The sequence below is a fragment of the Pseudomonas sp. MOIL14HWK12:I2 genome, assembly GCF_000510745.1.
Taxonomy (GTDB): Bacteria; Pseudomonadota; Gammaproteobacteria; order Pseudomonadales; family Pseudomonadaceae; genus Chryseomonas; species Chryseomonas oryzihabitans.
This window is the reverse complement of sequence record NZ_AZOA01000011.1, coordinates 29,824-54,167: the sequence shown is the minus strand read 5'-3', so window position 1 is coordinate 54,167 and position 24,344 is coordinate 29,824. Positions and strand designations below refer to the sequence as shown.

The window sequence follows — 24,344 nt, the reverse complement described above, 5'->3', positions numbered from 1 at the left end:
GTTGATACAATTATCCGACCATGCTGATAAGCAGGCTAAAGCTTTTAATCAATTGCTACAGAACAGAAGAGGGATATCTATGGCTAGGATGTGGATGGTTCGTGGCGAAGGTGGCAGCCTGTATGACGTCTTTCGTGAGCGCGGGGTCGCTGCGGTTGGTTGGAAGCAACTGGCAGCACATGCCAAGCCTGGGATAGCCCGTAAACAGCTAATTGCCCTGTATCAAACCATCGAGCCCCAGGCCAAACAGGGAACGGTGGTCTCTGGAGCTTCCCAAGTCTGGCGCTTCGTTAATGACATCAAAGACGGTGATTGGATCGTCACCTATTCACCGGCCAACCGGCTGTACTCGATTGGTACGGTTACCAGCAATGCCGAACACCATCCGGAATGGGCTGAACAGGGCATGTCCCTGACCCGTACCGTGCAGTGGCAGACCCAGGAACTCTCACGTGATAGCTTGGGGATCGGTACCAAGAACTCCCTAGGCTCCACGCTTACCTTGTTTGAAGTGCCGTCCAGCGCGGTGGCCGAAATATTGGCCGCTGTTAAAGGTAAGCCTACGCCACCCGAGGTGGTGGAGGCCGAAGAGGCCATAGCTGATCCGCTGGCCGATATCGAAGCCCAGGCGCTGGAGCGTATCAAGGATAGAGTCAACGAACTCGACTGGGACGAGATGCAGCACCTCATCGCGGGCATCCTGCGCGCCATGGGCTACAAGACCCAGGTCTCACCGCCAGGCGCTGATCTTGGCAAGGACATCGTCGCCTCGCCTGATGGTTTTGGGTTTGAACATCCGCGTATCGTCGTGGAGGTCAAGCATAGAAAGGAGCGGATGGGTAGCCAGGAGATTCGTAGCTTTCTTGGCGGTCGTCACAAGGATGATCGCGGGCTCTACGTCAGTACCGGTGGCTTCTCTAAAGATGCCAGCTATGAAGCGGATCGCGCTTCGATACCTTTGTCGATGTGGACACTAGATCATGTGGTGCGGGCGTTAATAGAGCATTACGACGCCACTGATGCCGAAACAAAACGTATTGTGCCGCTGAAGCGGCTTTATTGGCCAGCGTAAAATAAGAGAATATCTGTTTATTAGTGGTTGTAAGATTGGTTTTCGGCGAATTTTTATAGCTATGTGTGTCGGTTGATGCGAATGGCTTGGTTTCTGTTTTGAGTTTTACAGGATGAGGTTTTTAGATGAAATCTGTTGAGCAACAATTTCTAAATGATCTTGAAAAAAAGCTTTGGAGCTCCGCTGACAGGCTGCGCTCTAATTTGGATGCGGCAGTTTATAAGCATGTAGTGCTGGGGTTGATCTTTTTGAAGTATGTCTCGGACGCTTTTGATGAACGACGGCGAGAGTTGCGTAATCAACTTACGAACCCTGCTGATGAGTACTTTATGGATCCTCAAGATTATGGTGAGATTGGCAGCGAGGAGTACGAAGAAAATGTCGCTGCCGAGCTTGAAGTGCGTGATTATTATACTGAAAGGAATGTGTTCTGGGTGCCCGTTGAGGCGCGTTGGCAGACCTTGCGCGACTGTGCGCAACTTCCGCCTAAGGCAGCTTTGCCCTGGGAAAAATACGGTAAAGACGAGCCAGAGGAAATGCGCTCGGTCGGTTGGCTAATCGACAATGCCATGGAAGCCATTGAGCGCGAAAACCCTCGCTTAAAGAACGTGCTCAACAAAGACTTCGCCCGCGTGCAGCTCGACTCTAGCAAGCTGGCCGGATTGATCAGCCACTTCTCGGATACCGACTTCAGTGCCAAGGAATATAAGGGTCAGCCGCTCGACCTGAAATCCAAGGACATCCTCGGCCACGTATACGAATACTTCCTCGGCCAGTTCGCCCTGGCCGAAGGCAAGAAGGGTGGCCAGTACTACACGCCCAAGAGCATCGTCACCCTGATTGTGGAAATGCTCCAGCCGTTCAAGGGCCGCGTCTATGACCCAGCCATGGGTTCCGGCGGCTTCTTCGTGCAGAGCGAGGAGTTCATCGAACAGCACGGCGGCAAAGCAGCCAACGGCAAGAGCGGGCAGATCAGCGTCTACGGGCAGGAGAGCAACCCCACCACCTGGCGATTAGCTGCAATGAACATGGCCATCCGTGGTATCGAGTTCAACTTCGGCACTGGTCCGGCCGATACGCTGTTGAACGACCTGCACCCGGACCTGCGCGCTGATTTTGTGATGGCCAACCCGCCCTTCAACATGAAGGAATGGTGGAACGAAAAGCTAGCCGCCGACCCGCGCTGGATTGCCGGCACGCCGCCGCAGGGCAACGCCAACTTCGCCTGGCTGCAACACATGCTCTGGCACCTGGCGCCCACCGGCAGCATGGCGCTGCTGTTGGCCAACGGTTCGATGAGTTCCAACACCAACAATGAGGGCGAAATCCGCAAGCGGCTGATCGAGGACGACTACGTGGAGTGCATGGTCGCGCTGCCCGGCCAGCTGTTCACCAACACCCAGATCCCTGCCTGCATTTGGTTTCTGACTCGCGACAAGCAGAACGGCTTCGCGCTGGACAAGAAGAAGCGCGACCGGCGCGGTGAGTTCCTGTTCATCGACGCCCGCCAGTTAGGCTATATGAAGGACCGGGTACTGCGCGACTTTACCCCTGACGACATCCAGAAAATCGCCAGTACCTTCCATGCCTGGCAACAAAACGAGGGGTATGAGGATGTGCCGGGCTTTTGCCATTCCGCCAAGCTTGACGGAATCCGCAAGTACGAGCACGTGCTGACGCCGGGTCGCTATGTGGGAGCGATCGAGCAGGAAGGGGATGATGAGCTCTTTGCTGAGAAGATGCAGCAGTTGACAGTGAAACTGGCGGAGCAGTTTGCGGAGAGTGAAAAGCTGGAAATGGAGATCAAGAAGAATTTGGCGAGGTTGGGTTATGTCATCTAATCCCGCAAAGCTCCCGCTTTCTGAACTCTTGGAACTGATCATTGATCATCGTGGTAAGACCCCAAACAAGATGGGGTTCGATGATTTTTTCCTAAGTGGTGTACCTGTTCTATCTGCAAAGCATGTCAAGACGGATGGCTTGGTTGACGTACAGTCAATGCGATATGCATCTGCTGAGATGTATAAAAAATGGATGAAAGTGGAGGTGCAAGAGGGCGATATAATTTTGACCTCCGAAGCACCAATGGGTGAAGTCTTCTACATTAAAGATGACAAGAAGTACGTGCTTGGACAACGAGTGTTTGGACTGCGGCCAAATCTAAGATTGATCAATCCAAAATACCTAACAGCCTGGCTTGCCTCCTCAAAGGGACAGCGGCAGATTGCAGCACGAGCATCTGGATCAACAGTTCAGGGTATTCGCCAATCTGAACTATTAAAACTGGAAGTTGATCTGCCCTCCAAGGAGGAACAAGAGATAATCGCAAACGTCAGGTTCTCACTTACTGACAAGTTAAGTCTTAACCGCAGCATCAATCAAACCCTCGAAGCTATGGCGCAAGCCATCTTCAAGTCCTGGTTTGTCGATTTCGACCCGGTCAAGGCCAAGATCGCGGCCATCGAACAAGGCGAAGACCCCCAGCAGGCCGCCATGCGCGCCATCAGCGGCAAGACCGACGCCGAACTCTACCAGATGTCCCGCGAGCACCACGACCAACTCGCCATCACCGCCGCGCTGTTTCCCGATGCCATGGAAGAATCGGAGTTGGGAGTGATTCCTAAGGGGTGGAATATCAAATCCGTTGCTGATCTGGCGCGGTACGCAGTCGGCAAGACTGATGTGTCTTCCTTGACTATTGAAACCTATATATCTACAGAAAATATGATTGAGAACCGGGGTGGGGTAGGTCGCGCATCCTCTCTGCCTGTGGTTAGTACCGTGCCGTCCTTTAAGAAAGGACAGATTCTAATTTCCAACATCAGGCCATATTTCAAGAAAATATGGATGGCAAGTTTTGATGGGGGGAGATCAAATGACGTGCTCTGTTTCGAGACGAAAGAAAAAGGCTGTCAAGAATTTATTTACAATCTGCTTTATCAGGATGATTTTTTTGAATTCATGATGCGCACATCCAAGGGAGCAAAAATGCCAAGGGGAGACAAGGATGCAATCGCTGGCTGGAAGTTTCCTTGCGCGTCTCCGGAGCTTAGATGCACCTTCTCGGAGAGGGTTCGCCCGTTCTATTCGCACATTGAAAACCTCAATTTGGAGTCTCGGCAAATTTCTGCGCTCCGCGATACCCTACTTCCGAAACTTCTATGTGGTGAGCTGACGGTTCCTTCTAATTTGAGTAATGAGGAAGGTCAATGACTCAGCAAGAGAGCATCTTCCCTGAGAAGCAGAACATAGGCTACTTTGAGAAAATTCCGGTTTGGAAGAGTGGAGAAAAGTGCTTTGAAGTGATGGCCGACGAACGCAGCGGCCGAATTCCAGTAACTCGATTGGAATCATGGCGGGATTACAATGAACTATTGGAAAGCCCATTTTTCAATCGCCCTGCGATACAACTGATTTTTCGTGGCCAACGACGCTCAGACTGGAGTTTGATGCCGACCCTAGGTCGTCTATCCGACAATGGGGTCGTCACCAAGAATTTGGCAGCGACTCAGCTTGAGCGCTTCAAGCGGGCGATTCGAGGCCGACTTAGCGACAATAGTCTCGTGGATGAAGATGACGAGCTTTGGTCCATTGGTCAGCATCACGGATTGATGACACCTTTACTTGACTGGACTTATTCCCCGTATGTCGCCCTGTTTTTTGCCTTTGCCAAGGCTGATAGCAAGGATGAAGAAGAGAGTCCTTATCGTGTCGTCTACGTTCTCAACAAGAGTTTTATTCTGGGGCATCAAGATGAGACTGGCATTCGGCTTTGGGAGCCGCGCAAGGACAGCTACGGGAGGTTGGTTAATCAGGCTGGACTGTTCACTTTCTCTCCGTATGACGCCACGATAGAAAACAAACTGGCAAATGTCTTAGCTGACGACGAAGCTTTTGAAGATGAGGAGTTACGCTCCGCATCGGAAGAAGATCAGCCTGATTTATTAGCTAGATACATCTGCAAGATTTATATCCGTAATGAAGGGCGTGATGCTTGCTTGCGCCATCTTAGGCGGATGAACGTGCACCATGCCAGTCTCTTTCCTGATCTGATCGGAGCATCTGATTATTGCAATATCACAACCGCGGAAGCGGAAGAGGAAGCCAGTCTTGCGCGAGCTGCAGAGCGCGAGCGCTTGATCTCTACTCAAGTTGTTCAAGTGCCTCCTGTTCCAGCTGTTGATGTCGTGGAGGCTCCTATCATTGATTCGGAGCAGACTTCTTTCAACATTGATGCCATCTTGCGTGCTCATCCTGACGCGCAGCAAGTGGAACCAGGACGTATCGCTTTGATTGCTAGCGAACTATCCCGGGATATTTCCAAACAACAAGTTGTGGATTGGGAAAAGCGTGAAGACGCTCAGGCTCGAATGCGTAACGTTATCCGAGTCACATTGCGAAAGAACGGCTATCCATCGCAACTACGTGATGAAGTGGTCGAACAAATCATGGATGCGGTGAAGCAGCAGGTAGCGGAGGGGAAATGATTACTGAACAACAACTCGAAGACCTCTGCATTAAATGGTTCGGGAGTCTCGGTTGGACGTACACACAGGGCTCTGATATTGCGCCCGATGGTGATCAACCTGCTCGCTCCGACTATCGTCAGACCGTATTGCGCGAACGCTTGTTGGTCGCGCTCATCCGCATCAACCCGCACATCCCCGTCGCGGGGCTAGAGCAGGCGGCACACGAGCTTCTGACGGTCAGCGAGCCGCTGCTGATTGCACGCAACCGTCATGTGCATCGACTGCTGCTGGCTGGCATTCCGGTCGAGTTCTCCATAGGCGACGAAAAGCGCACCGACCTGGTCAACCTGATCGACTTCGCCTATCCACGCAACAACGACTTCGTGTTGGTCAGCCAGTTCACCGTCACCGGCACCAAGCAGCCGCGCCGGCCGGATTTGGTGGCTTTCGTCAACGGCCTGCCACTGGCGGTGATCGAACTGAAGAGCCCCGCCAACGAGCAGACCGACATCTGGGATGCCTTCAACCAGATCCAGACCTACAAGGAAGAGATCGGCGACCTGTTCAACAGCAATGTGGCGGTGGTGGTCAGCGACGGTTTCACGGCGCGGTTGGGGTCGCTCACAGCCAATCAGGAGCGCATGCAGCCCTGGCGCGCAATCGCTAATGAAGACGACCGACCGCTGCTGGAGTTCGAAGTGGAGACGCTGGTGCGCGGGTTCTTCGCACCTGTGCTGTTTCTCGACTACGTGCGCCACTTCGTGCTGTTCGAACAGGATGCCGACCACATCGTCAAGAAGATCGCGGGCTATCACCAGTTCCATGCGGTGCGCGAGGCGGTGAGGGCCACGGTGATCGCCGCCAGCAGTCCGAACAAAGGCGTGCTAGAAGTGCAGGAGCCCCGTGCCACCTATGGCAAGGAAGTGCGGCCCGGCAGCCGCAAGGCCGGCGTGGTGTGGCATACGCAAGGCTCGGGCAAGAGCATCACCATGGCCTGCTACGCGGGCAAGCTGTTGCAGCAGCCGGAGATGAAAAACCCCACGCTAGTGGTGGTGACCGACCGCAACGATCTGGACGGGCAGTTGTTCGGCACCTTCTGCGCCGCCGAAGACCTGCTGCGGCAGACGCCGGTGCAGGCTGGCAGCCGCGAGGAACTGCGCGAGATGCTGGCTTCGCGCGAGGCTGGCGGCATCATCTTCACCACGGTGCAAAAGTTTGCCCTGTTGGACGATGAGGAACAGCACCCGCTGCTGTCGGATCGCAGCAATATCGTGGTGATTTCCGACGAGGCGCACCGCAGCCAGTACGGCATGAAAGGGCGACTGGATACCAAGACCGGCAAGTACGTATTTGGCTACGCCAAGCACATGCGCGACGCGCTGGCTAACGCTACCTTCATCGGCTTCACCGGCACCCCCATCGCCCTGGAAGACAAAGACACAAGGGCGGTGTTCGGCGATTACGTCAGCATCTACGACATTCAGGACGCGGTGGACGATGGCGCCACGGTACCGATCTTCTACGAAAGCCGCCTGGCCAAGCTGGACGTGAACCAGGCCGAGATCGACGCACTCAATGCCCAGGTAGATGAGGTCATCGAGGACGAGGAAGATATCACCGCCCGTGAGAAGACCAAGAGCGATTGGGCTGCGCTGACCAAGCTGGTCGGCGCGCAGCCGCGTCTGGAACAGGTGGCTGCCGACTTGGTGCAGCACTTCGAGACGCGCACGGCCACGCTGGAAGGCAAGGCGGTGATCGTCTGCATGAGCCGTGACATTTGCGCCGAGCTGTACAACGCCATCGTCGCCCTGCGCCCGGACTGGCAAGATGCCGACCCGGAGAAGGGCGCAATCAAGGTAGTGATGACCGGTTCGGCAGCGGACAAGCCCTTGCTGCAGCCGCACCTGTACAGCCAGCAGGTGAAGAAACGTCTGGAAAAGCGCTTCAAAGACCCGGCAGATCCGTTGAAGCTGGTGATCGTGCGCGACATGTGGCTGACTGGCTTCGACGCGCCCTGCTGCCACACCATGTATGTAGACAAGCCCATGAAGGGCCACAACCTGATGCAGGCCATTGCCCGTGTCAACCGGGTGTTCCGCAACAAGCCCGGTGGATTGGTGGTGGATTACATCGGCATTGCCAACGAACTGAAAGCGGCGCTCAAGACCTATACCGAATCCAAGGGCAAGGGCGACCCGGCGCATAACGCAGCCGAGGCCCTGGCGGTACTACTGGAAAAGCTCGACATCGTTCGCGGGCTGATGCATGGCTTCGACTACAGCGGCTTCGAGACCGATGCAATGAAACTGCTGGCGCCGGTAGCCAACCATATCCTGGGCCTGAAGGACGGCAAGCAGCGTTTCCTTGATGCCATGCTGGCCGTGAGCAAGGCGTTTTCCCTGTGCAGCACGTTGGATGAGGCCGCCGCCTTGCGCACGGAGATTGCCTTCTTCGCCGCCGTCAGGGCCGCCATCGTCAAGTTCACCACGGTGGATCGCAAGCGTTCCGACGCGGACAAGAACAGCGCGCTCAAGCAGATCCTGGACAACGCCATCATGGCGGATGGGGTGGCGGACATCTTCGCCCTAGCAGGCCTGGATAAACCCAACATCGGCCTGCTGTCGGAAGAGTTCTTGGAAGACGTTCGGCAGATGAAGACCCGCAACCTGGCGGTGGAACTGCTGGAAAAGCTGCTGCGTGACGAGATCAAGGCGCGGGCGCGCAACAACGTGGTGCAGGAGAAGAAGTACGGCGACCGCCTGCTGGAAACCCTACGCAAATACCACAATCGGGCGGTGGAGACGGCGCAGGTCATTGAGGAACTGATCCAGATGGCCAAGGACTTCCAGGCTGCGCTGGAACGGGAAGCCGCGTTGGGGCTGAACCCGGATGAGATTGCCTTCTACGATGCGTTGGCCAACAACGAAGGCGCCGTGAGGGAACTGGGTGACGATATTCTCAAAAAGATTGCTGTCGAAATCACCGAAAAACTGCGCAACAGCACCAAGGTGGATTGGCAAGTGCGCGAGAGCGTCCGCGCCAAGCTGAGAATTCTGGTGCGACGTACCCTGAAGAAATGGAAATACCCGCCGGTAGGTGAGGACGCGGCTGTAGAACTAGTGCTGAAGCAGGCGGAGTCGCTGTCCAACGCGTGGTCAAAATAGGTGGTGTAGTACAGTGCTCTTGGGCTTTGAGGAAACAATAGAACTGGCAAGTCCAAGCGGGACAGGCTACTGCAGGATTGCAGTCGCGAGGGAGCAGGATTGAATCAGGATCGATGCTGAGACGCGGGTGCGAGTGCGAGTTGCACCTTGCCCTTCCAGCAGTTCAAACCGCCAGCACCTCAGCCAACTGGTCCCCCTCCAACCAACCCCTGATCTCACTCCCCCGCATAGGCTTGGCGAACAGATAACCTTGTGCCCTCGTACAACCAAGATTCCTCAGCGCACCCAGTTCTGCTGCCGTCTCCACCCCTTCCACGATGCATTCCAGCTGCATGTCCTGGCACAGGGCGATCAGGGATCTGACGATCTTCACGCTGGCCGGGTCGAGGTGGAGGTTGGTGACGAAGGTGCGGTCCACCTTGAGTTTGGTCAGGGGCAGGGCGTGGATCTGGCTCAGGCTGGAGTAGCCGGTGCCGAAGTCGTCGAGGGAGATACCGCAGCCCAGTTCGCGGAAGCGGCTGATGGCGCGCTGGGTCTGGGGCAGGTCCTGGATGGCGGCGGTTTCGGTGATCTCCAGGTCGAGGCAGGCCGGGTCGAAGGGGCTGCGCTTGATCAGTTCGACGATCTGCTGGGCGGCTTCTTCGGAGGCACAGTCGTGGGCGGAGAGGTTGAAGGCCAGGCGGATGCCTGCAGGCCAGCGCGCGGCCGCGTTCAGCGCCTTGTTCAGCAGCGGCAGGGTGAGTCTATTGACCATGCCGACGCGCTCGGCGGTGGCGATGAAATCATCCGGCGGGACGTTGCCCAGCTCCGGGCTTTCCCAGCGGGCGAGTGCCTCGAAGGCCACGGTCTGCTTGCTGCGGATGTCCACGATGGGCTGGAAGACCATGTAGAACTCGCGCTCCAGGTCGGCCCGGCGCAGGGCCTGTTCGGTCAGGCCTTCGCGATTGAGCTGCTGGCGATGGGCGGTGCTGAACAGGCAGGCCGTGCCCGGGCGGTGGCGCTTGCTCTGGTACAGGGCGTAGTCGGCGTATTCATAGACGTCCGTGGCGGAAAAGGCCTGGTCGGGAAAGGTCGCGAGGCCCAGCGAGCCACTGATCTGGATGGGCAGGTCCACCAGCAGGAAGGGCTCGCGCAGGCTGGCGCAGACCCTTTCGCCAAACGCCCGCAGCTGCTCATCGTTCAAGACCCCGGTGATGATCAGGCTGAATTCGTCGCCACCCAGGCGGGCCAGGTGGACGTCTTCGCCCAGCAGCGCGCTCAGGCGCTGGCCGACCTGATGGAGCAGTCGGTCGCCCACGCTATGACCATAGAGATCGTTGACCGGCTTGAAGCCGTCCAGGTCGATCAGGCCCACGGCCAGGCGGGTCCCTTGGGCGCGCGCGTCGGCCAGCAGCGTGTCGAGGCGGGAGAAGAATTGCCGCCGATTGGCCAGGCCGGTCAGGCTGTCCTGGTTGGCCAGCTTGAGATTTTCCTCGCTGAGTTTCGCCGTCTGCGCCTGCATGTTCACCAGGCGGGTGAAGTCGCCGTACTGCGCTTTGAGGATGACCAGCATGGCGATGGATACCAGCAGGACGTCGATCGCCGTGGCCACGAAGGTGCTGATGGTGGTGGAGGCGAAGAACACCACGAAGGCGGTGTTGACCACGGCGGTGGTGGCCAGGGCCGCGGGCAGCAGGTGCATCATGCAGAAGATGCAGCCGATCACGGTGATCGCCATGTAGAAGCCCACATGCGCCTGGGTGTAGCTGTCGCCATAGGGAAACAGCGCCAGCGCCCAGGCGGTGAAGGCCGAGGCCACGAAGGGCGCCAGCCGGTTGGTGCGCTTCAGGGCCGTGAGCATCTGCGTCGGGCTGCGCGGCTGATTGCGCGTGCGGAACCATTCGGCCGCGCGGATCACGCCGAACAGCGTCATGATCAGCGGGCAATAGAGCACCAGCCAGCGCGGCGCCACGACGTAGTGGGTGCCGGCCAGCATCAGGGTGTTGGTCAGCAGGATGAAGTACATCATCGGCAGCTGGCGCGACAGCGCGAGGTATTGCGCCTTGATCAGGCCAGGATTGTCCTTGGGCACGGACATCAGGGCGCGCAGGCCGAGCAGGAGTCTCTTCATCGGGCAGGGCTCTGAAAATACGACCAGGTAATAGCTTGCACGGAATATCCTTTCCAGCCTGGGCGGAGCAGGGCTAAGGCTGCGCTCATGAGAGGCTGTCGGCTGGCGCCAGGAATTCTGCAATCTTTGCGACTAGTGGCACCTGGGCAGCAGAGCGAGGCGCCGCGCGGAAAACTGCCGTGCGCAGGCGTTGGCGGGGCGCAGTAAAAAGCCCGCCAGTTGGCGGGCTTTTTCAGGTGCGCAGTTCTTAACCCAGTTTGGTCAGCAAGGCGTCTGCCGCGGCTTCCGAGCTGGCCGGATTCTGGCCGGTGACCAGGTTGCCGTCCTCGACCACGAACTCGCCCCAGTCCGGGCCCTTCTCGTAGCGGGCGCCGAGCTTCTTGAGTTCGTCTTCCACCAGGAAGGGCACCACGTCGGTGAGCTGTACGCCGGCTTCTTCGCTGTTGGTGAAGCCGGTGACGGTGCGGCCCTTGACCAGCGGGGTGCCATCGGCGGCCTTGACGTGGCGCAGCACGCCGGGGGCGTGGCAGACCAGGCCGAAGGGCTTGTTGGCCTGGGCGAAGGCTTCGAGCAGCGCGATGGAATCGCGGGATTCGGCGAGGTCCCAGAGCGGGCCGTGGCCGCCGGGATAGAAGACACTGTCGTAGTCCTCGGCCTGCACCTCGGCAAGTTTGACGGTGCTGGCCAGCGCCTGCTGCGCCTCGGGATCGTTCTTGAAGCGTTCGGTGGACTCGGTCTGGGCGTCGGGGGCGTCGCTCTTGGGGTCCAGCGGCGGTTGGCCGCCGGCGGGGGAGGCCAGGGTGATCTCGGCACCGGCATCCTTGAAGACGTAGTAGGGAGCAGCGAATTCTTCCAGCCAGAAGCCGGTTTTCTTGCCGGTATCGCCGAGCTGGTCATGGGAGGTCAGGACCATCAGGATCTTCATCTCGGTTTCCTCTTGCACGCGGGGTGGGTGTGGTTAGACAGACCCCGGATGCGTCCGGCTAGTGCCCCTGAGAGGTCAGGGCTGGGAACCAGCGCTCGCTGCCCTGCCCGTGGAAGGGGCAGGGCAGCGTAGGGGATCAGCCCCAGTTGCCGATGCCGCGCTCGCCCGCGGCGACGGTGGAGGCCACGTCGGTGAGGTCGTGCGTACCCACCAGCTGGATCAGCGAGTCCGAGGCATCGATCTGGCCGCGGTCGCTGCCGTCATGGAAGACGTAGGTGTCCTTGCCATAGTGGAAGACCGCGGCATGCACGTCGCCGGTGGTGGTCTGGACCACCTGCTGCAGGGCGGCATAGAGGCTGGTCGCGCCCTTGAGGGTGGCGTCCGCCACGGTGGTGACCGCCGCATCGACGAACAGCGAGGAGCCGAAGACGATCTGGTCGTCCTTGGCGTTGTAGTCGGTCACGGTCACGTGGTTGGCCGCCAGGGAGCGGTTGGCGGCGGCGCTATTGGAACCGTCGAAGTTGACCAGGCTGGAGGTGAGCAGGCTGAGGGTGTCACTGCCTTCACCCAGGGTGACGGTGGCGCCATGGCCATAGTTGCCCCTCAGGGTGGCGTTGTGGGCAGCCACCCCTTCAGTGAACAGCAGATCGACGTTGTCGTTGCCGCTGCCGGCCTTGATGACGATGTCGGCCTGCTGGATATGGGCGCCGATCTGGTCATTGCCGGCGCCGCTGTCGACGGTAAGGGTCTTGACCCGGCAGTTGCTCAGGGCGGCCACACTGTCGAGTTCCGGCGCGGCGATGGTGCTGACCTGAATCAGGTCGTTGCCGCTGCCGGTGGTCACGCTCTTGAGGAAAGCGCTCTGGCTGGAATAGAGGTGATCCAGGCCGTGCTTGTAGCCATTGAGGAAGTCGATTGACAGGCCGACGGTGGAGGCGGAGCCGTCGAAGGTTTGCAGGCCGTCGAAGTTGTCCAGGGTGATGATGTCGCCTTCGTGGAACTGGTTGTCAGCGGTGTCGGTGAGGCTGACGGTGAGCTTGGTGATGCTCGAATCCAGGGTGCCGTCGCTGGCGGTGGCGCCGCGGGTATGGCCGTCGAGGCGGGTGACCTGGTCTTCCCAATGGCCGGTCAGGGTCAGCTCGTTCAGGGTCGAGCCGGCCGCATAGTGCGGGCCCTTGGCATCGAAGGTCTTGGCGAAGCCGACGTATTCGGGCGCGGTATTGATGTCGAGGGTCAGCCGCGGCTGGCTCTGGAAGGCGTAGTAGGTGACGCCGTCAGAGATGCCGGCCGGCTTGGCGGGGGCAGCGGTCAGCGGCGCCTTGGTGGTAGCGGCAGCGGTGAACAGGGTAGCGGCGGTGTCCAGGGGGTTCTTGTAGGTCATTGCGGTCATCCTTAATGCATGTCAGGCCGAGCGCTCGCTGGACACGTTCTCGCGCAGGGCAAGACGTTTCATACAGCGGAACGTCACGCCGACAGTGCCTAGCTTTCCACGGACCTACAGCGAACCACGCCGCAATTTCATCGGGCCACTAGTGGGATGCCGCTAAACGGTAGTGCGCTAAAAGTTCAATAGGCAGACGATTAGGGCGACCAGTAGCGCGATCAGCACCGGTGACCAGCGGGTGCGCAGGAGCAGCGCCAGGGCTAGGGCTGCCAGGACGACATCCGTCAGGCTGCGGATCGCCCCCGTCCACACCGGATCGTAGAGCGCCGCGAGCAGCAGACCGACGACTCCGGCGTTGAGTCCGGTCAGCAGGCGTTGCCAGCCGGGGTGCTGGCGCAGCGTCTGCCAGAACGGCAGGGCCGCGAGCAGCAGCAGGGCGCCGGGTAGAAAGATCAGCAGGGTCCAGAACAGGCCATTGAGCCAGGCGGGCAGGGCCGCGGGCGCCAGGGCGCCCAGGTAGGCGGCGAAGGTGAACAGCGGGCCGGGCACCGCCTGCGCCAGGCCGTAGCCGGCCATGACCTGGCTATCACTGACCAGGCCGCTGGGCACCACCACCGCCTGCAGCAGCGGCAGCACCACATGGCCGCCGCCGAACACCAGGGCGCCGGCGCGATAGACACCCGCGGCCAGGTTGTCCCAGACGGGTAAGAGCAGCAGCGGCAGCAGGAACAGCAGCAGTGCGACGACACCCAGGCGTCGGGAGAGTCCCGTTTGCAGGCTCGGGGCCGGCGGGGTGGCGGCGGGCGCCAGGGCCAGGCGTCCGACCAGGGCGGCCAGACCCAGGCCCAGCAGCTGGCCCACCGAACCGGGCAGCCAGAGCGCCAGGCCGGCGACGACCAGCGCCAGGATGCGACGCGAGGTATCCGGGCAGAGGCTGCGGCCCATGCTCCAGACCGCCTGGGCCACCACCGCCACGGCAAAGACCTTGAGCCCATGCACCGCGCCCGAGTCGGCCAATCCCGGAAAGTGGGCGAGGCCCAGGGCGAACAGGATCAGCAGCAGGGCGGAGGGCAGGGTGAAACCCAGCCAGGCCGCCAGCAGACCCCAGCCACCGGCGCGCCCCAGGCCCAGGGCCATGCCGACCTGGCTGCTGGTCGGGCCGGGCAGCAGCTGGCAGAGCGCGACCAGCTCGGCATAGGCGGCTTCGTCCAGCCACTGGCGCCGCGTGACGAAGGCCTGGCGGAAGTAGCCGAGGTGGGCGATGGGGCCGCCAAAGCTGGTGCAGCCCAGGCGCAGGAAGATCAGGAAGACCTGCCAGGCGCTGTCCTTATCGCGGGCGATGTCGCGCATGGCGGCCCCGATCAGCCGCGCGGCGCCGCAGAGGGAACCACCACCTCGCCATCTTCCTTGACGAAAGGTCCACGCTGCGGCTCGGGCAGAATCTCCAGTACCCGTTCCGAGGGCCGGCAGAGGCGGGTACCCAGGGGGGTCACCACGATGGGTCGATTGATCAGCAGGGGATGCTGCAGCATGGCGGCGATCAGGGCCGCGTCATCCAGCTGCGGATCGTCCAGGCCCAGTTCGGCGTAGGGCGTACCCTTCTGGCGCAGCAGCTCGCGCACCGGCATGTCCAGGTCGGCGATCAGCCGCTCCAGCTGCGCCCGGTCGGGCGGTGTCTCCAGGTAGTGGATGACCGTCGGCTCGACGCCGCTGTTGCGAATCAGGCCCAGCACGTTGCGCGAGGTGCCGCAGGCGGGGTTGTGGTAGATCGTGATGGTGCTGGTCATGGACGGTCTCGACGGTGGGAAGGGGCACCCCGTTCGTACCAGCCACGCGAGCCGTTCACCAGGCGCACGACCAGCAGCATCAGCGGTACCTCGATAAGGACGCCCACCACGGTAGCCAGGGCGGCGCCCGAGTGGAAGCCGAACAGGCTGATGGCGGCGGCCACCGCCAGCTCGAAGAAGTTGCTGGCGCCGATCAGCGCCGAGGGACAGGCCACGCTGTGGCTCTCGCCCACCAGGCGATTCAGCCAGTAGGCCAGGGCCGAATTGAACAGCACCTGGATCAGGATGGGCACGGCCAGCAGGGCGATCACCAGCGGCTGCGCAAGGATGGCCTCGCCCTGGAAGGCGAACAGCAGCACCAGGGTCGCCAGCAGGGCGGCCATCGAGAGAGGGCCGAGACGGGCCAGGGTACGCTCGAAGGCGGCCTGACCCTGGCGCAGCAGCGCGCGACGCCAGAGCTGGGCGAGAATCACCGGCAGCACCAGGTAGAGAACCACCGAGAGCAGCAGCGTGGCCCAGGGCACCGTGATCGACGACAGGCCCAGCAACAGGCCGACGATGGGGGCGAAGGCGAAGACCATGAGGGTGTCGTTCAGCGCGACCTGGGACAGGGTGAACAGCGGATCGCCCTGGGTGAGTCGACTCCAGACGAAGACCATGGCGGTGCAGGGCGCCGCTGCCAGCAGGATGAGCCCGGCGATGTAGCTGTCCAACTGCTCCGTCGGCAGCCAGGGCGCGAAGAGCTCGCGAATGAACAGCCAGGCGAGCAGCGCCATGGAGAAGGGCTTGACCGCCCAGTTGACGAACAGGGTGACGCCGATCCCGCGCCAGTGCTGGCGCACCTGGCCGAGGGCACCGAAATCCACCTTAAGCAGCATCGGCACGATCATGATCCAGATCAGCAGGCCGACCGGCAGATTGACCTGGGCCACCTCGATCCGGCCGATAGCGCGGAACAGGCCCGGAGCCAGCTGGCCAAGGGCGATGCCGGCGAGGATGCAGAGCGCGACCCAGAGGCTGAGGTAACGCTCGAAGGTGTTCATGGCGGGTGCTGCCGGAGGGCAGGCGGGGGGACTGTGCATGGCGGGCCTGGTCTTGTGGTTGGCGGTGGAGGGACTGAGGTCAGCAGGAGCAGCGCGGCGGTGCGCTGACCGCGCAGTCGCTGCCGGCGCAACAGTGCTCGGTCAGGTAGCCGAGCAGGGCATTCATCTGGTCATAGGCCGCGCGATAGATGAGATTGCGGCCCTGCTGTTCCACCGAAACCAGACCGGCATTGGCCAGTTCCTTGAGGTGGAAGGAGAGGTTGCTGCGGGCTACCTCGAGCTGATCGGCCAACTGGCTGGGGGTAAGGCCGGTCGTGCCGGCGACCACCAGGGCGCGGAAGACCTTCAGGCGCTGGGCGTGGGCGAGGGCGGCGAGGGCGGAAACGGCAAGCTCTTCATTCATGGTTCAATAGTACAAGGATCGTTGAATCATTGAATGATAGGGCGTGGTGGGCGTCTGGTCGAGCCCCTATCAGCGGCGCAGCTGTCGCAACGCTTCCAGTACCTGCTGCAGCGGGCGACCCAGGGGTTTGTCGCGGCGCAGCACCAGGGCCAGGGTGCGGGTCAGGGGCGGCGTCAGTGACTGGACCTGTAGTCCGTGGCGATGGTGCTCGGTGGCCACGGCGATGCCGGGCACCAGGCTGTAGCCGAGGCCGGCGGCCACCAGTTCCTTGAGCGCCTCGATGCTGCCCAGCTCCATCACCGGGCGGCTGGCCTGGCCGGCGCGGCGAAACCAGTCGTCGATCAGCAGCCGGGTGCTGCTGCCGGTCTCGAAGGCCAGCAGCGGCGTCTCGGCCAGGTCGGCTGGCGCCAGCGCACCCGTTGGTAACGAACCTGCAGGCGGGAGCAGGGCGACGAAGGCATCCTCCAGCAGGGGTTCCACCTGCAGGTTGCGACCGCTGGCGGGCAGGGTGACCAGGCCCAGGTCGAGGCGGTTGTCTTCCACCGCCCGCAGGACGTCCAGGGTGTTGCCGGTGCTGACCCGCACATCCAGCTGCGGAAAGCGCTGGCGCAACTGGCCCAGCAGCGGCGGCAGGAGGTGGATGCAGGCGGTGGCGCCGGTGCCGATGGCGACCCGGCCGGCGACCGTCTCGCCATGGCTGGCCAGGGCCTGCAGGGCCTGGTCCACCGCGGTCTGGATACGTTCGGCGTGATCCAGCAGCAGACGACCCGCGGCGGTGGGCTTGAGACCGCGCCCCAGGCGCTCCAGCAGCTTGAGACCCAGGCGTCGCTCCAGCTGGCGGATCTGCAGGCTGACCGCCGGCTGGCTCAGCCCGAGGCGATCGGCCGCGGCGGAAAAGCTGCCGGTGGCGACGACCTGGACGAAGGTCTCCAGCTGAGTGAGGTTGAGGTCGGCCATGCCAAGGTTTCGCTTATACCGGTGATAACCGAGCATAGCTTTATCTTTGGCTGGCCGTCCCGGCATGATCGCCCTATCGATCCCGTGAATGGACCTCTCCTGTGAACACCGCTCTGCTGTTGCGCGATGCCACCCCTGCCGATCTGCCGGCCATCCAGGCCATCTATGCCCCGCACGTGCTGCATGGCTGCGCCAGCTTCGAGCTGGAACCGCCGGACCTCGCCGAGCTGGGTCGTCGCCTGGCCGCGGTGCGCCAGGCCGGGCTGCCTTACCGGGTGGCCGAGCTGGACGGGGAGGTGGTGGGCTATGCCTATGCGGTGCTCTATCGCCCGCGACCGGCCTATCGCCATACCGCGGAAGACTCGGTGTACGTGCGTGACGGCCTGGGCGGCCAGGGCATTGGCCGCCGCCTGCTGGAAGAGATCGTCGCGGCCTGCACGACGGCGGGCTTTCGCCAGCTGGTGGCGGTGATCGGCGACAGCGCCAACCAGGGCTCCATCGCCCTGCATCAGCGGCTGGGCTTTCGCACCGTCGGCACCTTCGAGGCGGTGGGCTTCAAGCACGGGCGCTGGGTGGACACGGTGCTGATGCAGCGCAGCCTGGGTGAGGGCGAGCGGACCCCGGGTACGCGCTGATGACGCCGATGCCGAGCGATCGCGCCATCTGGCAACTGGGGCTGATGCAGTTGCTGGCCTGGGGCCTGGCCTTCTATCTACCCGGGGTCTATGGCCCGGCGATGGCCGCGGGGCTGGGCTGGGACGCGCGCTGGGTCTATGGCGGCTTTTCCCTGGCGATGCTGACCATGGGCCTGGTCTCGCCCTTCAGCGGCGCGGTGATCGAACGCCTGGGTGGCTGTCGCACCCTGCAACTCGGCCTGGTGCTCGATGCCCTGGGCTGCCTGGGCCTGGCCGCGGCCCAGTCGGCGCCGCTGTTCTACCTGGCCTGGGTGACCCTGGGCGTGGGCATGCGCCTGTCGCTGTACGACGCCGCCTTCGCCACCCTGGCGCGGCTGGCCGGCGAGCGGTCGCGGGCGGTGATGGTGCGCATCACCCTGCTCGGTGGATTGGCCTCGGCGGTGTTCTGGCCGCTGGGGCATTGGCTGCTGGAGGGGCTGGGCTGGCGCCTGGGGCTGGTGGTCTATGCCGGCATCGCCCTGGCCGGGCTGCTGTTGCTCCTGCCGCTGCCCAATGTGCGGGGGCGCCTGCCCAGTGCCGAGGTGCCCGTTGCGGCGGCGGCTGGTTCGCCACGCCTGGCCGGGGTGCTGTTCGCCACCGGGATGGCACTGATCGGCTTTCTTTCGGCGGGATTGTCGGCCCATCTGCCGGCGCTGCTGGCCGAGCGTGGGGTGCCGGTGGGGGTGGCGGCGCTGTGGGGGATCGGTCAGGTCTGCGCGCGGCTGGCGGAACTGGCCTCCGGGCAGCGGCTTTCGGCGCGCCAGCTCAATCTGTTGCTGGGCCTGGGCCTGCCGCTGAGTTTCGCCCTGGCGCTGGCGAGCGAAGGCCACCTGGGCCTCACCGCCGGCTTCGTCTTTCTCTATGGCGCCCTCAACGGCCTGGTGGCGGTGCTGCGAGCCAGCCTGCCGCTGGAATTGTTCGACCGGGCGCTCTATGCGCGCCTGACCGGCAAGCTGCTGGCGCCGAGCTTTCTGCTCTCGGCGGCCGCGCCCTGGTGCTATGCCCTGGCGCGAGAGAGTTGGGGGGATCGCGGTCTGCTCGGGCTGTGCCTGCTGGTCAGCCTGGGCGTGACCCTGGCCGCGCTGGGGCTGCTCGGCCGGCGGCGTCCGGCCCCGGCCTGAGGCGGGCGCGTTAGTTGAGGCGGCGGGCGAACTGACCCACCGCACCCACCACGCGCTGGGCGCCGTCCTGGATTTCGGTGATGCGGGTACCGGCGGCGTTGGCCAGTTGCAGGCCCTGTTCCGCCTGGTGCTTGCTCGCCGCCATGTTGGCGACCGCGGTCTGCGCCAGCTGCTGGTTCTGCTGCACCACGCCGACGATCTCTTCGGTGGCCTTGCTGGTCCGACCGGCCAGTTGGCGGACCTCGTCGGCCACCACGGCGAAGCCGCGACCCTGTTCACCGGCCCGCGCTGCTTCGATGGCGGCGTTGAGCGCCAGCAGGTTGGTCTGTTCGGCGATGCCGCTGATGGTCTTGACGATGGTGCTGATGACCAGTGACTGCTCGCCCAGGGCCTCGATGCCGTTGGAAGCCACCTGCAGCTCCTCGGCGATCTTGCGCATCACCGAGACGGTGTTCTGCACCACCTCGGCACCCTGGCGGGCGCTTTCGTCGGTCTGCTGGGAGATGTCGAAGGCGACCTTGGCCGCCTCGGCCACCGCCTGTTCCTGTTCCACCTGCTCGGTGATCACGGTGGCGAATTTGACCACCTTGTACAGCTCGCCACGGGTGTTGAGCACCGGGTTGTAGGAGGCCTCCAGCCACACGGTACGGCCATGGCTGTCGAGGCGCTTGAAGCGGCTGGCGATGAATTCGCCGCGATTCAGCCGCGCCCAGAACGCCTGGTATTCGGCGGAATTGGCTTCTTCGCTGGTGCAGAACTGCCGGTGGTGCTTGCCCTGGATCTGCTGCAGCGAATAGCCCATGCCCTGCAGGAAGCGGTCGTTGGCGGTGAGCACCTCGCCGGCCAGGTTGAATTCGATGACCGCGGTGGATCTCAGCAGGGCATTGATCAGCCCGGAGTGCTCGGTGGAGGTTTCGACCTGTTCGGTACGGTCGTTGCCATAGCAGATGGTCTTGTGGATGCGGCCGTCGGCGTCGCGCAGCGGCTGCCAGGTGGCATAGAGCCAGGCTTCCTGGCCGTTGGCGCGCAGCAGGCGGTACATGCCGCTGGTCTGGTTGCCCTGGCTGAGCGCGCTCTTGAGGTCGCGATAGCAGGGCAGTTGTTTGACGTATTCCGGAATGAAGGCATCCAGCGGACGCCCCACCACGTTCTCGGCGCGATAGCCCATCTCGCGACAGAAGCGTTCGTTGACCCGCTCGACGTTGCCGCGCTCGTCCACGGTAAGACTTAGCGCCTGGCTTTCGAAACCGGCGTGCAGCTGACGCAATTCGGCGACCTCGGCGCGCAGTTGGGCGAGTTCGGTCTTGAGAGGGCGATTGAACATGGCAGGACACCGAGAGGAGTGAAGGTATGACTTCCACTACTTCGACGGTGCCGGGATTTTCTTAAGGGGAGCGCAGCGACTTTCGACTAAAGCCGCAGCCGTCAGGCCTGGCGACTGGCGATGAAACGCCGGAAGACTTCCAGGGTGGCCTCGCTGACATGGTGCTCCATGCCCTCGGCATCGCGCCGTGCGGTATCGGCGTCCACGCCCAGGGTCAGCAGGAAGGTCTCCACCACATGGTGGCGGGCGCGGCTGGCTTCGGCCAGGGCTTCGCCTTCGGGGGTGAGGAAGACGCCGCGATAGGGGCGCTGCACGATCAGGCCGGCAGCGGCCAGGCGCTTGAGCATCTTGGCCACGGTCGGCTGGGCCACGCCGATGCGCGCGGCGATGTCGACCTGACGGGCTTCACCGCCGTCCCGGATGAGGTCGGAAATGAGCTCGACATAGTCTTCGATCAGCTCCTGACGATGGGCTTCGCGGACCTGTTGAAAACCTTCCATATGAATGGATGGATCGACCAACCGATTCAGCAGTTCGTCGTCCTTTGTCATGTTGCCCACCTGAATGACCTTCTCCGCAAAGACCTGAGGCGCGTCGAGAGGACGCGATCGGGCGCCATTTTGACCGAGTTGCGGGCGAATACCAAAGATTCCTTCGCCAATGGGCGTTATCGACGGATGAGATAGAGATTTTTTATTGCTGGATGTGTGAATTTTAGCCTAGGCTAAATTCTCCAAAGGGTAGTCCTACCTTGCCGCACGAGTTCGCCATGAAAGAATCCGCCAGCTACGTCGAGCCTGCCTGGCAGGAGCCTGCGCCGTCCGCCCGACCCAGTCTGGGACGGATGAATGCCAGCGTGCCGGTGCCCGAGGGCGGCAGCTGGTTGCGGCGGCTGCTGGCCTTTCTCGGCCCCGGCTACATGGTCTCGGTGGGCTACATGGATCCGGGCAACTGGGCCACGGACCTGGCCGGCGGCTCGCAATTCGGCTACCTGCTGCTGTCGGTGATCCTGCTCTCCAACCTCATGGCCATCCTGCTGCAGGCCCTGGCCGCACGGCTGGGCATCGCCACCGGGCTGGACCTGGCCCAGGCCTGCCGCGCGCGTTATTCGCGGCCGGTGAGCCTGCTGCTGTGGATCGCCTGCGAGATCGCCATCATCGCCTGCGACTTGGCCGAGGTGATCGGCACCGCCATCGCCCTCAACTTGCTGTTCGGCATCCCGCTGATGTGGGGCGCCATCCTCACGGCGCTGGACGTCTTTCTCATCCTGCTGCTGATGAATCGCGGCTTTCGCTGGCTGGAAGCCTTCGTCATCGCCCTGCTGACGCTGATCTTCGTCTGCTTCGGCGTGCAGATGGTGCTGGCCCAGCCGTCCATCGCCGCGATCGCCGACGGCTTTCTGCCCAAGGCGGAAATCGTCACCAATCCGGCCGCGCTCTACCTGGCCATCGGCATCATCGGCGCCACCGTGATGCCCCATAACCTCTATCTGCATTCGTCCATCGTGCAGACCCGCGCCTATCCGCGGACCGAGGAGGGGCGCCGGATGGGCCTGCGCTGGGCGGTGGCCGACAGCACCCTGGCGCTGATGCTGGCGCTGTTCGTCAACGCGGCCATCCTGATCACCGCCGCGGCGGTGTTCCACAGCGCCGGGCGCACCGATGTGGCCGAGATCCAGGATGCCTACCATCTGCTGTCGCCGATGCTGGGCGTCGGCATCGCCTCGCTGCTGTTCGCGGTGGCGCTGCTGGCCTCGGGCATCAATTCCACGGTCACCGCGACCCTGGCCGGCCAGATCGTCATGGAAGGCTTCCTGTCGCTGCGCATTCCCGACTGGGCGCGGCGGCTGATCACCCGCGGCATCGCCGTGATCCCGGTGGTGGTGGTGACCGGTCTCTATGGGGAAAGCGGCACGGCCAAGCTGCTGGTGCTGAGTCAGGTGGTGCTGTCCATGCAGCTGCCCTTCGCGGTGATCCCACTGGTGCGCTTCGTCTCGGATCGCCAGCTGATGGGTAGCTTCGTGATCGGTCGGCTCACACAGGTGCTGGCCTGGGCGATCGCCGGGCTGATCGTGGTGCTCAATGTGAAGCTGCTGGCCGATATCCTTCTCGGATAGCGGATAACTGAGGTCTGACGACCTTTGGTGGCTCTGGAATGCTGGTCTGGGAACTTCTAAAAGCGTGACGGTATCAATCCGTTACCACAATAAGTTCTTCCCATAACCACCCTGGAGCACTTGCCATGTCCTACGACGCTCGCCACACCCCAGCCTATGCGGCCACCACGGCCACCGCTACCGCACCGCTGCTGAAGCGTATTTCCTGGAGTTCGATCATCGCCGGCGTGGTCATCGCCCTGACCGTGTCGCTGCTGCTGAGCCTGCTCGGCACCGCCATCGGCTCGGCTTCCATCGATCCGCAGCAGGAAGCCAATCCGTTGTCCGGCCTGGGCAAGGGCACCGGTATCTGGGTCGGCGTCAGCGCCGTGGTATCGGTCTTCGTCGGTGCCTGGATCGCCGGTCGCCTGGCCCAGCGCGAAGGCGCCTTGCACGGCATCCTGGTCTGGGCCAGCGTGACCCTGGTCAGCGTCTATCTGGTGTCCAGCGCCGTGAGCGGCGTGGTGCGTACCGGTCTGAACGTGGCGGGCAGCGGTCTGTCGATGATCGGCAGCGGCCTGTCCCAGGCGGCACCGGCGCTGACCAACCAGGTTCAGGACCAACTGCGTCAGCAGGGCATCCAGCTCGACCTGGGTGATCTGCAGAACGAACTGGAAACCGCGCTGCGCCAGACCGGCAAGACCGAACTGCAGCCGGAGAATCTGAAGCAGCAGGCTCAGGGCGCCGAACAGGATGCCAAGAACACCGCTCAGAACAGCGCCAACAATCCGCAGCAGACCGATGACCAGCTGAGTGCCCTGCTGGATCGTCTGAAGCAGCGTGGCGACCAGGCCTGGAACGCCGCCGACCGTCAGGCGCTGGTCAACCTGATCAAGGCCCGCACCGGCAAGAGCGACGCCGAGGCCAACGCCATCGTCGACAAGGCCCAGCAGACCTACCAGCAGGCCTATGCCAAGTACCAGGAACTCAAGGCCCAGGCCGAGCAGAAGGCTCGCGAAGCCGCTGACGTGGCTGCCCGCAAGGTCTCCCAGGCCAGCTGGGTCCTGCTGATCAGCCTGGTGATCGGCGGCATCGTCGGTGCCATCGGTGGTGCTCTGGGTCGTCGTACCCAGCCGGCCAACAAGGTAGTTGCCGCCTAAGCGCAGCATCCGCCGTATCCCGCGGGATACGCTGACCTAGCACGAGGCCCGGACGGGTGACAGTCCGGGCCTCGTCGTTCAGAGATGACGCCTCGCCTAACGGTCTGGCCGCAGCACCCGGGCGAGCAGCTGCCGGCACAGCGCCAGGTCCGGGCGCTCGGCGCCGAACAGGGTGCGATAGATCAGCGGGGCGACCAGGCCATCGAGCAGGACGTCCAGGGTCGGAGCCGGTTCGCCACGGCTGCGGGCGCGTTCGAGCAGCAGCTCCAGGCGTTCCCGGGTCGGCTCGGTGCAGCGCACCGCGCAGCCCGGATCGGTGGCCGCCAGGGCGTCCCTGAGCATCGCCTGGCCGGGGGTTGAGGCGAGGTCGTCGACATAGTGTTCCAGCCAGCGTTCGAGATCGCCTCTCAGGCTGCCGGTGTCCTCGGGCGGCTGGTCCGGGCGCAGACGCTGCAGGTCGACGTCGGCCAGGAGACTGGGCAGATTGCCCCAGCGACGATAGAGGGTCGAGGGCGTGACCCCGGCGCGCGCGGCGATCAGGGGGACGGTGAGGGCTTCCCGGGGCTGCTCCTGCAGGAGCGCCAGGACGGCCTCGTGGATGGCTTGCTGAACGCGGGCACTGCGGCCGCCGGGACGGGCTTGCTTGCTGGTCATTG

Annotated in this window: 20 protein-coding genes; 9 read left to right on the top strand and 11 right to left on the bottom strand. The window is 62.6% G+C overall.

Going from position 1 to position 24,344, the window contains the following annotated elements:
- Positions 1–79: 79 nt before the first annotated feature.
- From PSK12I2_RS0110090 to PSK12I2_RS0110070, 5 genes are all read left to right on the top strand, one after another.
- A complete protein-coding gene (locus PSK12I2_RS0110090; RefSeq protein ID WP_027598293.1) occupies positions 80–1,072 on the top strand; it encodes a restriction endonuclease in 993 nt (330 codons plus the stop codon).
- 125 nt (positions 1,073–1,197) lie between these two features.
- Complete coding sequence (locus PSK12I2_RS0110085) at positions 1,198–2,913, top strand: class I SAM-dependent DNA methyltransferase (protein WP_027598292.1); 1,716 nt, start codon at positions 1,198–1,200, stop codon at positions 2,911–2,913.
- Complete coding sequence (locus PSK12I2_RS0110080; RefSeq protein WP_037007657.1) at positions 2,903–4,285, top strand: restriction endonuclease subunit S; 1,383 nt, start codon at positions 2,903–2,905, stop codon at positions 4,283–4,285. The genes PSK12I2_RS0110085 and PSK12I2_RS0110080 overlap by 11 nt, the downstream gene beginning before the upstream one ends.
- Positions 4,282–5,559: an FRG domain-containing protein gene (locus PSK12I2_RS0110075; RefSeq protein WP_084222086.1), complete on the top strand. Its 1,278-nt coding sequence runs from the start codon at positions 4,282–4,284 to the stop codon at positions 5,557–5,559. Before PSK12I2_RS0110080 ends, PSK12I2_RS0110075 begins: the two co-directional genes overlap by 4 nt.
- On the top strand, positions 5,559–8,705 hold the full coding sequence (locus tag PSK12I2_RS0110070; RefSeq protein WP_027598289.1) for a type I restriction endonuclease subunit R: 3,147 nt from the start codon (positions 5,559–5,561) through the stop codon (positions 8,703–8,705). Before PSK12I2_RS0110075 ends, PSK12I2_RS0110070 begins: the two co-directional genes overlap by 1 nt.
- Before the next feature lie 163 nt (positions 8,706–8,868).
- Here the strand turns inward: PSK12I2_RS0110070 and PSK12I2_RS0110065 are convergent, their stop codons facing one another.
- The 8 genes from PSK12I2_RS0110065 to PSK12I2_RS0110030 all read right to left on the bottom strand — a co-directional run bounded on the left by PSK12I2_RS0110065 (position 8,869) and on the right by PSK12I2_RS0110030 (position 17,350).
- Positions 8,869–10,815: a bifunctional diguanylate cyclase/phosphodiesterase gene (locus PSK12I2_RS0110065; protein ID WP_027598288.1), complete on the bottom strand. Its 1,947-nt coding sequence runs from the start codon at positions 10,813–10,815 to the stop codon at positions 8,869–8,871.
- Positions 10,816–11,062: 247 nt separating this feature from the next.
- Positions 11,063–11,740: a type 1 glutamine amidotransferase domain-containing protein gene (locus PSK12I2_RS0110060; protein ID WP_007160645.1), complete on the bottom strand. Its 678-nt coding sequence runs from the start codon at positions 11,738–11,740 to the stop codon at positions 11,063–11,065.
- Between the two features lie 136 nt (positions 11,741–11,876).
- Entirely contained in the window at positions 11,877–13,121 is a 1,245-nt protein-coding gene (locus tag PSK12I2_RS0110055; protein ID WP_037007655.1) for a hypothetical protein, read from the bottom strand.
- A 177-nt stretch (positions 13,122–13,298) separates the two neighbouring features.
- Positions 13,299–14,474 carry a chromate efflux transporter gene (gene chrA, locus PSK12I2_RS0110050; protein WP_027598286.1) on the bottom strand — a complete coding sequence of 392 codons (1,176 nt, stop codon included), beginning with the start codon at positions 14,472–14,474 and terminating at the stop codon, positions 13,299–13,301.
- Between the two features lie 11 nt (positions 14,475–14,485).
- Positions 14,486–14,911 carry an arsenate reductase (glutaredoxin) gene (gene arsC / locus PSK12I2_RS0110045; RefSeq protein ID WP_027598285.1) on the bottom strand — a complete coding sequence of 142 codons (426 nt, stop codon included), beginning with the start codon at positions 14,909–14,911 and terminating at the stop codon, positions 14,486–14,488.
- Positions 14,908–15,993, bottom strand: a complete 1,086-nt coding sequence (arsB, locus tag PSK12I2_RS0110040) for an ACR3 family arsenite efflux transporter (protein ID WP_027598284.1) — start codon at positions 15,991–15,993, stop codon at positions 14,908–14,910. The genes arsC and arsB overlap by 4 nt, the downstream gene beginning before the upstream one ends.
- 40 nt (positions 15,994–16,033) lie before the next feature.
- Positions 16,034–16,357: a helix-turn-helix transcriptional regulator gene (locus tag PSK12I2_RS0110035; RefSeq protein WP_027598283.1), complete on the bottom strand. Its 324-nt coding sequence runs from the start codon at positions 16,355–16,357 to the stop codon at positions 16,034–16,036.
- 69 nt (positions 16,358–16,426) lie between these two features.
- The gene (locus tag PSK12I2_RS0110030) at positions 16,427–17,350 is read right to left on the bottom strand and encodes a LysR family transcriptional regulator (RefSeq protein WP_084222085.1); all 924 of its coding nucleotides are present in this window, start codon (positions 17,348–17,350) and stop codon (positions 16,427–16,429) included.
- Between the two features lie 65 nt (positions 17,351–17,415).
- Between PSK12I2_RS0110030 and PSK12I2_RS0110025 the strand changes: the two genes are divergently transcribed.
- Both PSK12I2_RS0110025 and PSK12I2_RS0110020 read left to right on the top strand, forming a co-directional pair.
- Complete coding sequence (locus PSK12I2_RS0110025; protein ID WP_027598281.1) at positions 17,416–17,949, top strand: GNAT family N-acetyltransferase; 534 nt, start codon at positions 17,416–17,418, stop codon at positions 17,947–17,949.
- Entirely contained in the window at positions 17,949–19,109 is a 1,161-nt protein-coding gene (locus PSK12I2_RS0110020; RefSeq protein WP_037007653.1) for an MFS transporter, read from the top strand. Before PSK12I2_RS0110025 ends, PSK12I2_RS0110020 begins: the two co-directional genes overlap by 1 nt.
- 10 nt (positions 19,110–19,119) lie before the next feature.
- Here the strand turns inward: PSK12I2_RS0110020 and PSK12I2_RS0110015 are convergent, their stop codons facing one another.
- Together PSK12I2_RS0110015 and mntR are read right to left on the bottom strand one after the other, a co-directional pair.
- Entirely contained in the window at positions 19,120–20,433 is a 1,314-nt protein-coding gene (locus PSK12I2_RS0110015) for a PAS domain-containing methyl-accepting chemotaxis protein (RefSeq protein ID WP_027598279.1), read from the bottom strand.
- Positions 20,434–20,534: 101 nt separating this feature from the next.
- Positions 20,535–20,984: a manganese-binding transcriptional regulator MntR gene (gene mntR, locus PSK12I2_RS0110010; RefSeq protein ID WP_027598278.1), complete on the bottom strand. Its 450-nt coding sequence runs from the start codon at positions 20,982–20,984 to the stop codon at positions 20,535–20,537.
- 218 nt (positions 20,985–21,202) lie between these two features.
- Between mntR and PSK12I2_RS0110005 the strand changes: the two genes are divergently transcribed.
- On the top strand, positions 21,203–22,549 hold the full coding sequence (locus tag PSK12I2_RS0110005; RefSeq protein WP_027598277.1) for an Nramp family divalent metal transporter: 1,347 nt from the start codon (positions 21,203–21,205) through the stop codon (positions 22,547–22,549).
- 125 nt (positions 22,550–22,674) lie between these two features.
- The gene (locus PSK12I2_RS0110000) at positions 22,675–23,688 is read left to right on the top strand and encodes a YrzE family protein (protein ID WP_027598276.1); all 1,014 of its coding nucleotides are present in this window, start codon (positions 22,675–22,677) and stop codon (positions 23,686–23,688) included.
- Between the two features lie 96 nt (positions 23,689–23,784).
- On the opposite strand, the gene PSK12I2_RS0109995 is transcribed toward PSK12I2_RS0110000, so the two are convergent.
- Complete coding sequence (locus PSK12I2_RS0109995; RefSeq protein ID WP_027598275.1) at positions 23,785–24,342, bottom strand: TetR/AcrR family transcriptional regulator; 558 nt, start codon at positions 24,340–24,342, stop codon at positions 23,785–23,787.
- Between the last annotated feature and the right edge of the window lie 2 nt (positions 24,343–24,344).